Source organism: Shewanella sp. 10N.286.52.B9 (assembly GCF_002873635.1).
GTDB lineage: Bacteria > Pseudomonadota > Gammaproteobacteria > Enterobacterales > Shewanellaceae > Shewanella.
This window is the reverse complement of the sequence record NZ_MCTY01000091.1, coordinates 86,115-98,629: the sequence shown is the minus strand read 5'-3', so window position 1 is coordinate 98,629 and position 12,515 is coordinate 86,115. Positions and strand designations below refer to the sequence as shown.

10 protein-coding genes and 3 tRNA genes are annotated in these 12,515 nt (G+C 39.5%); 4 read left to right on the top strand and 9 right to left on the bottom strand.

Translation table 11 applies throughout. The features are described from left to right. Positions 1–168: 168 nt before the first annotated feature. From BCU91_RS06590 to BCU91_RS06575, 4 genes are all read right to left on the bottom strand, one after another. Positions 169–254: transfer RNA gene (locus tag BCU91_RS06590), tRNA-Leu, on the bottom strand. A 43-nt stretch (positions 255–297) separates the two neighbouring features. Continuing rightward, positions 298–371, bottom strand: a tRNA-Cys gene (locus tag BCU91_RS06585). 18 nt (positions 372–389) lie between these two features. Then, positions 390–465 (bottom strand) — tRNA-Gly (locus BCU91_RS06580). Between the two features lie 316 nt (positions 466–781). Beyond that, positions 782–2,218, bottom strand: coding sequence for a glyceraldehyde-3-phosphate dehydrogenase (locus BCU91_RS06575; protein WP_102531145.1), 1,437 nt, complete (start codon positions 2,216–2,218; stop codon positions 782–784). A 200-nt stretch (positions 2,219–2,418) separates the two neighbouring features. Between BCU91_RS06575 and BCU91_RS06570 the strand changes: the two genes are divergently transcribed. Continuing rightward, positions 2,419–3,249: a DUF2989 domain-containing protein gene (locus tag BCU91_RS06570; RefSeq protein ID WP_102476781.1), complete on the top strand. Its 831-nt coding sequence runs from the start codon at positions 2,419–2,421 to the stop codon at positions 3,247–3,249. 235 nt (positions 3,250–3,484) lie between these two features. Beyond that, positions 3,485–4,495 (top strand): type I glyceraldehyde-3-phosphate dehydrogenase, encoded by a 1,011-nt coding sequence (gene gap, locus BCU91_RS06565; RefSeq protein WP_102435407.1) that lies wholly within the window; start codon positions 3,485–3,487, stop codon positions 4,493–4,495. Between the two features lie 104 nt (positions 4,496–4,599). Here the strand turns inward: gap and nadA are convergent, their stop codons facing one another. From nadA to astE, 5 genes are all read right to left on the bottom strand, one after another. Beyond that, entirely contained in the window at positions 4,600–5,667 is a 1,068-nt protein-coding gene (nadA, locus tag BCU91_RS06560; RefSeq protein ID WP_102435409.1) for a quinolinate synthase NadA, read from the bottom strand. Positions 5,668–5,781: 114 nt separating this feature from the next. Next, positions 5,782–7,377 (bottom strand): dihydrolipoyllysine-residue acetyltransferase, encoded by a 1,596-nt coding sequence (locus BCU91_RS06555; RefSeq protein WP_102435411.1) that lies wholly within the window; start codon positions 7,375–7,377, stop codon positions 5,782–5,784. A 9-nt stretch (positions 7,378–7,386) separates the two neighbouring features. After that, positions 7,387–8,364, bottom strand: coding sequence for a transketolase C-terminal domain-containing protein (locus BCU91_RS06550; protein ID WP_102435413.1), 978 nt, complete (start codon positions 8,362–8,364; stop codon positions 7,387–7,389). A gap of 2 nt (positions 8,365–8,366) precedes the next feature. Beyond that, positions 8,367–9,545 carry a thiamine pyrophosphate-dependent dehydrogenase E1 component subunit alpha gene (locus BCU91_RS06545; RefSeq protein ID WP_102435415.1) on the bottom strand — a complete coding sequence of 393 codons (1,179 nt, stop codon included), beginning with the start codon at positions 9,543–9,545 and terminating at the stop codon, positions 8,367–8,369. Positions 9,546–9,694: 149 nt separating this feature from the next. Beyond that, positions 9,695–10,726: a succinylglutamate desuccinylase gene (gene astE, locus BCU91_RS06540; protein WP_102476866.1), complete on the bottom strand. Its 1,032-nt coding sequence runs from the start codon at positions 10,724–10,726 to the stop codon at positions 9,695–9,697. Between the two features lie 173 nt (positions 10,727–10,899). Between astE and msrA the strand changes: the two genes are divergently transcribed. Both msrA and trxB read left to right on the top strand, forming a co-directional pair. Then, a complete protein-coding gene (gene msrA, locus BCU91_RS06535) occupies positions 10,900–11,379 on the top strand; it encodes a peptide-methionine (S)-S-oxide reductase MsrA (protein ID WP_102531144.1) in 480 nt (159 codons plus the stop codon). Positions 11,380–11,535: 156 nt separating this feature from the next. After that, positions 11,536–12,489, top strand: a complete 954-nt coding sequence (trxB, locus tag BCU91_RS06530) for a thioredoxin-disulfide reductase (RefSeq protein WP_102435419.1) — start codon at positions 11,536–11,538, stop codon at positions 12,487–12,489. The last annotated feature ends 26 nt before the right edge of the window (positions 12,490–12,515 follow it).

Sequence of the window (12,515 nt, the reverse complement as noted above, 5' to 3'; positions counted from 1 at the left end):
GCCAGACTTGAACTGGCACGTCTATTTAAAAACGACGAGGGATTATGAGTAATAAGTTTTATTTAAACAAATTTCAGATACAAAAAAGCCCCAACTAATGTTGAGGCTTTTTTGCACCATACTTACGTATGTAAGTTCTCATCATTGCTAAGCAAAGACAAAGAATAATGGTACCCGAGGCCAGACTTGAACTGGCACGCCTATTAAGCGAGGGATTTTAAATCCCTTGTGTCTACCGATTCCACCACTCGGGCAAAAGTGTCATTTAATTGTTAATTTAACAACTAAACAAAATTGTGGAGGCGCGACCCGGAGTCGAACCGAGGTCGACGGATTTGCAATCCGCAGCATAGCCATTCTGCCATCGCGCCGCAATTCATTTAATGAATTGGAGCGACATATCGGGTTCGAACCGATGACCTATACCTTGGCAAGGTATCGCTCTACCAACTGAGCTAATGTCGCTTTACAGAATCAATAACAATGTGTTGTCGTTGACTTCGGGATGCATTTTTACTGTTTTAAGCAATTCTGTCAATGAAGTTTTATAGTTTTTTCGTTGTTTTTAGTGCGTTTGTCGCATAAATAAACGCATCGAATAAATATTAACTGAACTTGGTTAAAAGCTATTCAGTATGAAAAATCTTAATTTGAAAAGACTGGGCTATTTCAGCTGAGAATATTCAAAAACTGCAATGTGATAATGGTTTGCTAATAAAAAAGCACTTCAAAGAAGTGCTTTTAATAGGTGAATTGCGCTTAGGCATTAATTAGGTTCTGTTTATGCGCTCGGTAAAGACAAAGTCGTAATACCCAGCATTTTTTGCATAACGCCCACTACCTGACAGCTATAACCAAATTCATTGTCATACCAAACATACAAAATTGCACGTTTACCTTCTGCAATTGTTGCTTGAGAGTCAACAACGCCTGCATAACGCGAGCCCACTAAATCACTAGAAACAATCTCAGTAGATTCAGTAAAATCAATTTGATTACGCAGCTCTGAAGTTAATGCCACATCTTTGAGGTATTCATTTAATTCGTCACGGTTTGTTTCAGCGTTTAAATTAACACTAATGATAGCCATTGACACATTAGGTGTAGGTACACGTATCGCATTGCCCGTTAGCTTACCTTCTAGCACAGGTAACGCTTTAGATACGGCTTTAGCAGCACCAGTTTCAGTAATAACCATGTTTAATGGCGCACTACGGCCACGGCGATCAGCACTGTGATAGTTATCAATCAAGTTTTGATCGTTCGTATAAGAGTGAATAGTTTCTACATGGCCATTTTCAATACCGTACTTATCATTAACCGCTTTTAGAACCGGTGTAATAGCATTAGTAGTACAACTAGCAGCAGAAACAATGATGTCTTCTGGTAAAATGTCATTTTCATTGACACCATAAACAACATTTTTAATGGCGCCTTTAGCTGGTGCCGTTAACAGAACCTTACTGGCACCTTTACTCTTAAGGTGCAAACCAAGGCCAGCTTCATCTTTCCAAATACCGGTATTATCAACAACCAATGCATCATTTATACCGTATTGGGTATAATCGACTTCATCAGGTGAATTAGCATAGATTATTTGAATATAAGTACCATTGGCGATTAATGCGTTGTTCTCTTCATCAACTTCAACTGAGCCATTGAAAGAACCATGCACCGAATCACGACGTAATAAGCTGGCGCGTTTTTCCAAATCGCCTTTCTTGCCACCACGAAGTACAATAGCACGAAGACATAATTTGTTGCTTTGACCGGTTTTTTCGATCATCAGGCGTGCTAATAACCGCCCTATTCGACCAAAACCGTATAGCACGACATCTTTAGCGGCAACATCATCACCAAAATTTATGCCCGCTTCTAAAGCGTGAGTCATATAAGATTGAATTTGTGATGCATCAGAGTGTTCACGCCAGTAATTAATGGCAAGCTTGCCAATATCGACTTTACAATGCTTAACTGACAACTTACTTAACGCTTCTACAAATGGGAAACTTTCGCGTAAACGTAACTTATCGCCAATGTGACGACGAACTAAGCGATGCGCTTTAATAATTTCTATTGTTGATGCGTTTAAAAGTGGTTTACCAAAAATTAAGACTTCAACGCCTTGATTACGGTATAATTTCCCAAGTAAAGGCTGCATAGCCTCAGCCATTTCGAAACGTTCTTGCCAACTTTGTAGGTGTTTATCAGCGCTCATTAAAAAGATCCTTTATCTCATATTTCGGCTTTGTCGCAGAAAGAATTGAGTAACAGAAAGAAAAGACCAATAATCAGATTATTGTAGGGTTATCCCTTATTAGTCGCCGTCATTGTAATGAAATTTGACGCATTTCACCAGTAAGAAATTTTTACTAAACCTGTAATTTTATTAGAAAAAATCACCATGCGGAGCCAGTTTTGAACAAAAGTTTAGTAATAATTACATCATTTTCTTTATTCGCTGCATTATTCGGCCTTTTCGGTTGTGATGTTGGTCGAAATAGTGCCGCCATATGTAAAAAAAATCCTGAACTTTGTGCCGATTTACACCAAGATAGTTGGTGTTTAGTAGAAAAAGGCGACTTAATTCGCAGTCGTTACCAATTAAAGCAGATAGAAACCCCTTCAGGAAAGTTACTCTATGAGCAACTCATCAAGCTTGAGTCTTATAGTAAATGCATAGAACTTGCTGCCGGGGTTAAACATGTTATTAATACTCACCGTACTGAAGATCGAGAACGTGCTTATGCTATTAGTACCCAAAACTTAGCCCAATTAAGAGAATCTACTCAAGATAACCCAGATCTTTATTTGGCTTACTACCGCTGGACCACTTTTAATGATGGTGATTCACGAGATGCTGTCATCGCCGCAGAACAATCTGGTGAAGTTAATGAAGTTTTCATGTTGTCCCACATTGCCAGTTATTATTTAAAAATAAATACCAGCCAATCAAAAGCACTGTATTTATCACTTTTAGCTAACTCAAACGCAGAAACTTTGGATCCAGACTGGCTTTTAGGTTTAGCGAGCATTTATCGACGTGAACAAAATTCACAAAATGAATACTTGTTTACCAAAGTCAATTTGTTGATGAGTGATTATGTGGCTTCTGAGCAGAGGCTTTTAGCCTTAATTGGCAATAATAAAACCTTGGCAGCCCAATTAGACCTCGATGCGCAAATGTTAGTTAATCAACTTTCCTTAGGTCAATTCGATATCAGCCAATTTAAAACGCGAATTGATTAAAAAACTAGCGCGTTATTAACTACAATGAACACATTATATTTTTCACTTATTTGTTGACGACTTACAAAAAAACACAAAAAGTGTGTGATATATTGAATTCTGTAAATAAAATACAGACATTTGACGCTTAAATTGCCATTTTTCGGCTTTTTTACTTGACGAAAATCGTTAATTTGGTAATTTTACTACCACATGATTTACGAAACAGATTTTATAATCACTTGAGGGATATGCAATGACTATCCGTGTAGCAATTAACGGCTATGGCCGTATCGGTAGAAATGTTTTACGTGCGCTTTATGAAAGCGAAAAGGATTACCCAATTGAAATCGTTGCACTCAACGATTTAGGTGATGCTTCAATTAATGCTCACCTTACCAAGTATGATTCAGTTCATGGTCGTTTTAATGCTAAAGTTGATCATGATGATGAAGCCATCTACGTTAATGGCGATAAAATCCTAACTTTCCAAGAACGTGACCCTTCTAAATTGCCTTGGGCAGAGTTGAATGTTGATGTTGTGTATGAATGTACTGGTATTTTCACTTCTAAAGAAGCGGTACAGCCACATTTAACAGCGGGCGCGAAGAAAGTTATTATTTCAGCACCAGGTAAAAATGTTGACGCTACAGTTGTTTATGGCGTAAACAATGACGTACTAACTGCTGACATGACTGTGATTTCAAATGCTTCATGTACAACCAACTGTTTAGCGCCTTTTGCGAAACCGTTGAATGACTCTGTTGGTATTGAATCAGGTTTAATGACTACTATTCATGCTTACACCAATGATCAACGCTTATCAGATGTTTACCACACTGATTTACGTCGTGCTCGTGCAGCAGCAATGTCTATGATCCCAACTCAAACTGGGGCAGCTGCTGCTGTAGGTTTAGTGGTTCCTGAGCTTCAAGGTAAGTTTGACGGTTTAGCTGTACGTGTACCGACAGTCAACGTATCTCTTGTAGATCTCACTTTCCAAGCGTCTCGTGACACCACAGTTGAAGAAATTAACCAGATAGTGGCAGATGCAGCAAAAACTTCACCATTGAATGAAGCGCTTGCTATTAATGTTGAACCTTTAGTCTCTATCGACTTCAACCATAATGCATTTTCTTCTAACTTTGACGCGACTCAAACACGTGTTAATGGTCGACTTGTCAAAGTAATGGCTTGGTATGATAACGAATGGGGTTTCAGTAACCGCATGTTAGATAATACTGTTGCATTAATGACAGCTAAATAATTCATAGCAGTCATTTGACTAATATGAAAAAGCCCTGCAATTGCAGGGCTTTTTATTGTCTGTCATTTAGCTTAGTAATACTAAGCTAAATCTTACAAACTTAATTAGGCGTTGCCTTTTACTTTCATATTAAGGGTTTGAGCAAAATTTAGCATTCTATTAAGTGGCACTAACGCATCATCACGTAAAGCGTCATCAACAAACACTTCATGGGTTGTTTTATCGACACTACTGAGCGATGCTTCAATCGCTTGAAGACCATTCATAGCCATCCAAGGACAATGGGCACAGCTTTTACAAGTGGCGCCATTACCGCCTGTTGGCGCTTCAATAAGTGTCTTACCTGGTGCAGCTTGTTGCATTTTATAAAAAATGCCGCGATCGGTTGCTACAATGAATTGCTGATTGTCCATAGTTTGTGCAGCTTTAATTAACTGACTAGTTGAACCTACAGCATCAGCTAACGCTACCACATTTGCTGGTGATTCTGGGTGAACTAGCACAGCAGCATCTGGATATTGTATTTTTAATTCACGTAAGGCTTTTGCTTTAAATTCGTCATGAACAATACAATCACCTTGCCACATCAGCATATCGGCGCCAGTTTCTTTAGCGATATAACTGCCTAAATGTCTATCTGGGCCCCAGATGATTTTCTTGCCTTCACTATCTAAGTGTTCAACGATTTCAAGGGCGATACTTGATGTAACAACCCAATCTGCACGCGCTTTAACAGCGGCAGAGGTGTTAGCGTAGACCACAACGGTATGATCTGGATGAGCATCGCAAAATGCCGAAAACTGCTCAATAGGACAACCAATATCAAGTGAACAGGTGGCATCTAAAGTAGGCATTAGAATGGTTTTTTCAGGGCTAAGAATTTTAGCCGTTTCGCCCATAAATTTAACGCCAGCAACAATTAACGTTTTAGCAGGATGATCACGACCAAAGCGTGCCATTTCTAAAGAATCAGATACGCATCCACCTGTCTCTTCTGCTAAGGCTTGAATTTCAGGATCAGTATAGTAATGTGCAACAAGAACCGCATTTTGTTCTTTTAAAAGCTGTTTAATTTTTTGTTTATAATCAGCCTTTTCGGCTTCATTTAATACAGCGGGTTTTGCGGGAAAAGGATATTCGATTGAAGCGATATTCGGTGCCGAAGTGATCATTTTGATTCCGAGAAGTTACAACGTTTGAGTATTATACAAAATCGGCCCATAAAATTAAAGGACGCTTTCGCGTCCTTTCGTGTAACTGGGTAACCTATTTTGAAGGTGAAGGAATTAGCGCATGGCTAATAACATCTCTTGAGGTTGTTCCAGATAGAGCTTCCATAAATTACAAAAACGGGCAATGGTGCCACCATCAATTATGCGATGATCGCCAGACCAACTAACTTGCATTATTTTACGCGCTTCAACTTCACCGTTTTCATTAAAGCGCGGTAGAGTTTGCAGTTTACCTAACGCTACAATGGCTACTTCAGGTTTATTGATGATTGGCGTTGCCACTGTGCCACCGAGTGCACCAATATTAGAAATAGAAATCGTGCCACCTTTAAGATCTGCAGGTGAAACGCGGCCACTACGAGCAGCAGTGGTTAAACGAGTAATTTCAGCAGCAACTTCTAGAATAGATTTGTTTTGCACGTCTTTTACATTAGGTACTAACAAACCAACTTTTGAATCAACAGCCATACCTATGTTATGAGAAGCTTTATACGTCAGCTCAGTACACTCGGAATTGACCTGGCTATTCAGCACAGGGAATTCATTGATGGCTAACGACATTGCTTTCATGAAAAATGGCATCATTGTTAGCTTAACTTCATCAGTAGAGTAGCGTTGCTTCATTTCGGCGCGCAAGGCAACTAGATCTGTTAAGTCAAACTCTTCACAATAGGTAAAATGCGGAATGGTCGAAACAGACTCCACCATCATTTTCGCCATAACCGCTTTAACACCTTTGATAGGTTCGACTTTATCAGTAGCGCTTGACACGGTCGTCGCTGGCGTAACTGCTGGGGCTTGGTTATTGACCACAGGAGTAGAAACTGTCGTAGATTTAGGCGTCGCTGCAGTTAAGTGGCTTTCAATATCTTCTTTATAGACACGGCCACTTTTGCCTGTTCCTTTCACATCAGCAATATTGATATCTAAGCTGCGGGCTAAACGTCGCACTGCAGGACTGGCTAATGCTTTGCCTTGTATAACAGGCTCAGGTGAAACATCTAAAGCCACTTGGGTTGCTGGAGCATCATCTACAAGGGTATTTGCTACTGAGGTAGATTCAACTTCGATGGCAAATAAAGGTTCATGTACTTTTGCAAGCTGGCCTTTTCGATAATGAAGTTTAACAATAGTGCCATTTTTTATTGCTGGAATTTGAACCAAAGCTTTGTCTGTCATCACATCAGCAATAGGTTGATCTTCAACCACGCTATCGCCTTCTTCGACTAACCACTCAACCAGTTCACACTCTACAATACCTTCACCAATATCTGGCAATAAAAACTCTTCAATCGCTTTACCTGTAACAGGGGCTTGTGGCGTATTTTGAATCGAGGCATTGCTAGGTGTATGGCTTGAATCATTTTTTACTTCCGCCGCTGTCGAAATGACAAAAGGTTCGGCAGCAGTTGCATCCATATCTACGGCATAAAGTGGTGCATGTACTTTAGCAATATCGCCTTTGGCATAATACAGCTTAGTAATTACGCCACCATGTGGTGCAGGAATTTGCACTAAAGCTTTATCGGTCATGACATCAGCGATGGGTTGATCTTCAACGACTAAGTCGCCTTCTTTAACCATCCAATCGACAAGCTCACATTCAACAACACCTTCACCAATATCCGGCAAAATAAAATCTTTAATCATATCTTGCTCCTAGAAATTAACTGATGCTTTAATGGCTTCGAATGTTTTAAGCTCATCTGGCATGTATTCTTTTTCAAGAATAAGCGGGTATGGTGTATCTAAACCACATACTCGGCTAATGGGTGATTCAAGACTTAAGAAACATTCCTGCTGAATTGTTGCTGCAATTTCACCAGCAAAGCCACCTGTTAACGGCGCTTCATGGTTTATTAATAACCGACCCGTTTTCTTAACTGAAGCAGCAACGGTTTCTATGTCCCATGGTGCCAGAGTGCGCAAATCGATAATTTCAGATGAAATACCCTCTTTTTCAGCCATAAGCGCTGCTTTTTCAAGGATCTCCATTTGCGCGCCCCAACCTAGTAATGTGATATCAGTTCCTGATTTAACCACTTCTGCTTTACCTAGCTCGATTTCATAATCGCCAGCGGGCACTTCGCCAACTGAAGCACGATAAAGACGCTTAGGCTCAAAGAAAATAATTGGATTAGGGTCACGTATAGAAGCAAGTAACAGCCCTTTTGCTTGCTCTGGGTTACGTGGAATGACAACTTTTAAACCAGGCGTTTGGGTAAAGTACGCTTCTGGAGATTGCGAGTGATAATGGCCGCCTGCAATACCGCCACCATAAGGGGTTCTAAAAGTCAGTCCGCCAACATCAAATTGATTACCACTGCGATATCTGAATTTTGCTGATTCATTAACGATTTGGTCAAATGCAGGGAAGATATAATCAGCGAATTGGATCTCTGCCACAGCAGTCATGCCATTTGAGGCTAAGCCATTAGCAAAGCCAGCAATACCCTGCTCGGTTAACGGTGTATTGAAACAACGATCACGGCCGAATTTTTCTTGTAGTCCAGATGTCGCTCGAAAAACACCACCAAAGTGTCCAACATCTTCACCAAATACCACCATTCTTTCATCCGCGGTCATCGCAATTGATAACGCATCATTAATGGCGTGTAACATGTTCATTTCAGCCACGATTAAATTCTCCCTGCACTTTTAGGATACGACTTAGGATATTTTTTAATATGTTGTTTTAAATCAGCTAATTGTTTCTCTAAAGCAGGTGTTGGTTTATCTAATACATCTGTGATTAACAAGTCGATATGCGGTAAAGCCACTTTTTCTGCCACTTTAACGGCATTAAGTACTTCTTCTCGGTATTGTTCATAAGCTGCAGCATCATCTTTTTCGTTTAACCAATCTTTATTGATCATCCAAAGTTTAAAGCGCTTAACAGGATCATGTTGCTCCCACTTAGCTTCTTCTTCTTTTGAACGATAACCCGATGGGTCATCTGAAGATGAATGTGCACCTAAACGGTACGTCATCGCTTCGATGAGTACTGGCGCATTATGTTCTAACGCATGAGCTCGAGCTTGTTGAGTTGCTGCGAGTACCGCAAGCATATCGTTACCATCAACACGAATAGTGTGCATACCATAACCAACACCACGACTGGCAATGCCATTACCTGCAAATTGCTCTTCAGTTGGCGTTGAAATCGCGTAACCATTGTTACGACAGAAAAAGATCGTTGGTGACTTTAAAACTGCAGCCATATTTAGGCCTGCGTGAAAGTCACCTTCTGATGCTGCACCTTCGCCAAAATAACAAATAGCAACGTTACGTTTGCCTTGTAATTTAAAAGCATGTGCAACACCGGTAGCTTGTGGTATTTGAGTCGCTAGTGGTGATGAAATTGTCTGGTAATTTAATTCTTTACTACCGTAATGAATTGGCATCTGTCTGCCTTTACCTAAATCTTTTTCATTACTGAACATTTGATTCATAAATTGTTCAGTGGTAAAACCACGATATCTAAGTGATGCATGCTCTCGGTATTGCGCCAATATGACATCACCGTCATCAAGTGCAGCAGTACTGCCAATGATAGAGGCTTCTTCGCCAGTACAAGTCATATAAAAACTAATACGACCTTGCCTTTGAGCACTTAACATACGTTCATCTAATACTCGGGTAAAAACACAAGTATCATGTATACGTTCAGCCAAGGCTTTATCAATAACGGGCATGACGGCATTTTCGTAAGTTGTGCCATCAGCTTGTAGAATTTTTAAAATAGGAATGTGCAATGAAGCTTTGTCTAAGAAGCTGACACGATGCACTGTTTCATTAGTCAGTGTTGCGTTGCTCATATTGTGCTCTTGTTATTTGTAGCCTTAAAAATAAAGCGTAATTTATTATATGCGAACGAACATTACGTTAACGTAAACTTACTATCAACTAATGTTCATTCCACTTAGTGAATATCCTGTCATATATAATGTATATTTAGCTTTACAACTTATTGAATGTCTTCATTAGGTGCTGGCACTAAACATAATACTGTACGTTGGCCCACAGGTACATTTTCATTAGGAAAAACGATAGCTTCGTATGGATAAATGACCTTAATCTCAGTGTCACCTTCCGTTGCTAATACATGATTTTGCTTGAACCCAGAAAAATTTACCGTTGTCTTATCAAAGGTGAATTTGAAATCATCAAACTGCTTGTTAATGGAACGAGACACTTTATATAAGTGAAGTTTGTCTTTATCAAAAGGAGCTAGTTCAACTTGTTGTTGAGTTATCAACTGCAAAAGCATCTTTTTAGTATTGGCAAATTTTAACATATCATTCTCGCCAAAAGGCATCACTTTACCCAGTTCGACTGTAAATGCATCGGCTTTGAATTGTTCTGATGAATAATAGCTAAAAGTAGTGGTAGGTTCATGATGGAATAAAATGGTGTCAACATCACAACCCGCTAAAAACATAATTTGATCAGCACTAAAGCTACGTCCAGGCCTGTAAGGATAAATCGCAAATTTCTCATGTTTAGACGGCTTTATCGCGGTGTGTAAGTCGTAATGTATTCGTTGTGAGCTATTATTTTGAAGATAAAAATTAGCTACATATTCCTCTAATTTTTTTGCTCTAACTCTTTCTTTATTTGATAAACCTAAACCGGAAGAATGTGCCCCACTGAACAAACGATTCATATTCTCTTCTACAAAGCGTGTTTGGCTGAGTATGGAATCTGGATTGCCAATTATAAACAGGACTCTTTGTTTTGTAACGATTGTTTCTTTTAATAAATTATTTATGAGTTCGTTACAGATTTCAATAGGTGCTGTTTCGTTACCATGTATGGCACAAGATAAAACAATGTCTTTAGTCGACCCTTGAGCTGGATTAAAACAAATAATCCCGTTATCTAAAATCGTAACTGTTGTTTTATTTGACAATTCAAAGCGCTGTTCTGGCACCTTGTTATTAATGTTAGTTAACGTAAATGCTAAAAAATCTTTGTCATCCATTAATTGTTGAAACACGCTGACTCCTTGATGCGGCTTTAAATATTGAATGGTTTCAAACGGTAGTCGGATTCTATCACATTTAGGGGAAGCTAACGTTAAGTAACATTTAACAGAGTGTAAATCTTTGCTTGCATTATTTATTAGAATAAATATACTTTTAGCCATCTAGACTTCTTTACGGGTATCGTATGACTATAGCAACTTTTGGTGCAGGCTGTTTTTGGGGCGTTGAATATTTTTTTAAACAAATAAATGGTGTAGTTGCAGCACAATGCGGTTATATGGGGGGAAATGACATATTTCAGACCTACGAGCAAGTGAAAGCGGGCGTAACGGGCCATGCAGAAGTGGTACAGGTTGAGTTTGACGAACATATTGTTAGCTATGAAGAGTTGTTGACCGTTTTTTGGCAAAACCACAATCCAACCACTCTAAATATGCAAGGTGGTGATATTGGCAGCCAATATCGAAGCACTATTTTTTTCCACAGCCAAGAACAAAAATTATTAGCAGAGCAATCTAAATTGTTGCTAATTCAAAGTGGTAAATGGGGATTACGACAAATTGTAACTGAAATTGTACCGGTTCAAACCTTTCATCCGGCGGAAGAATACCACCAAAACTATCTAGAAAAGAATGGCTTACCAAGTTGTCATATTAGTTATTAGCATGTAAAAGTCTAATGCGATAAGTCCTTGGTGTCTTTTGTGTACGGTATCGATTGCCTCAATCTATATCTTGGAGCAATCGCTACTTTACCCCACCCTGTAAATTCCCTACAATCCATGCAAATTGCTTAAAGCATGTAATGGAGAAATAAAAAAATGAGTCAAGCTCGTCATATTAACCTGTTAATTTTAGGTTCTGGCCCTGCTGGTTATACTGCTGCAGTTTACGCAGCACGTGCAAATTTGAAGCCTGTCATGATCACTGGGATGCAACAAGGTGGTCAACTGACTACGACTACTGAAGTTGAAAACTGGCCAGGCGATGCTAATGGCTTAACCGGTCCAGCATTAATGGCAAGAATGCAAGAACATGCTGAAAAGTTTGATACTGAAATTATCTTTGATCATATTAATGAAGTTGATTTTAGCCAGCGCCCTTACCGATTAAAAGGAGACAATGGTGAGTTTACTTGTGACGCATTAATCATTGCAACTGGTGCATCTGCCAAATATTTAGGCCTTCCATCTGAAGAAGCATTTATGGGCCGTGGTGTATCAGCCTGTGCTACCTGTGATGGTTTCTTTTATCGTAACCAAAAAGTGGCTGTAGTTGGTGGTGGTAACACTGCTGTTGAAGAAGCGCTTTATTTAAGTAATATTGCTTCTGAGGTGCATTTAATCCACCGTCGTGATTCTTTCCGATCAGAAAAGATCCTGATCAACCGTCTGATGGATAAAGTTGCTAATGGCAATATCATCCTACACTTAGATCAAACTCTTGATGAAGTCGTCGGTGACAACATGGGTGTTACCGGTCTTAAAATGAAAAGCACTAAAGATGAGTCAATTTCAGATTTAGAGGTTGCTGGCGTTTTCATTGCGATTGGTCATAGCCCAAACACCGGTATTTTTGACGGTCAACTTGATATGAACTACGGTTACATTACCGTCAACAGTGGCCTTCAAGGTAACGCAACTCAGACAAGTGTTGAAGGCATTTATGCTTGTGGTGACGTAATGGATCAACATTATCGTCAAGCTATTACTTCAGCAGGATCAGGTTGTATGGCTGCGTTAGATGCCGAGCGTTACTTAGACGCACAAAAGTAGAATCGTCACTTTGTAATCTACTAGTT

Bases quoted from the DNA above. Each gene is read 5' to 3' on its own strand.
- BCU91_RS06555 (WP_102435411.1), bottom strand. From the start codon at position 7,377: ATGATTAAAGATTTTATTTTGCCGGATATTGGTGAAGGTGTTGTTGAA.
- gap (WP_102435407.1), top strand. From the start codon at position 3,485: ATGACTATCCGTGTAGCAATTAACGGCTATGGCCGTATCGGTAGAAAT.
- BCU91_RS06575 (WP_102531145.1), bottom strand. From the start codon at position 2,218: ATGAGCGCTGATAAACACCTACAAAGTTGGCAAGAACGTTTCGAAATG.
- nadA (WP_102435409.1), bottom strand. From the start codon at position 5,667: ATGATCACTTCGGCACCGAATATCGCTTCAATCGAATATCCTTTTCCC.
- BCU91_RS06545 (WP_102435415.1), bottom strand. From the start codon at position 9,545: ATGAGCAACGCAACACTGACTAATGAAACAGTGCATCGTGTCAGCTTC.
- msrA (WP_102531144.1), top strand. From the start codon at position 10,900: ATGACTATAGCAACTTTTGGTGCAGGCTGTTTTTGGGGCGTTGAATAT.
- trxB (WP_102435419.1), top strand. From the start codon at position 11,536: ATGAGTCAAGCTCGTCATATTAACCTGTTAATTTTAGGTTCTGGCCCT.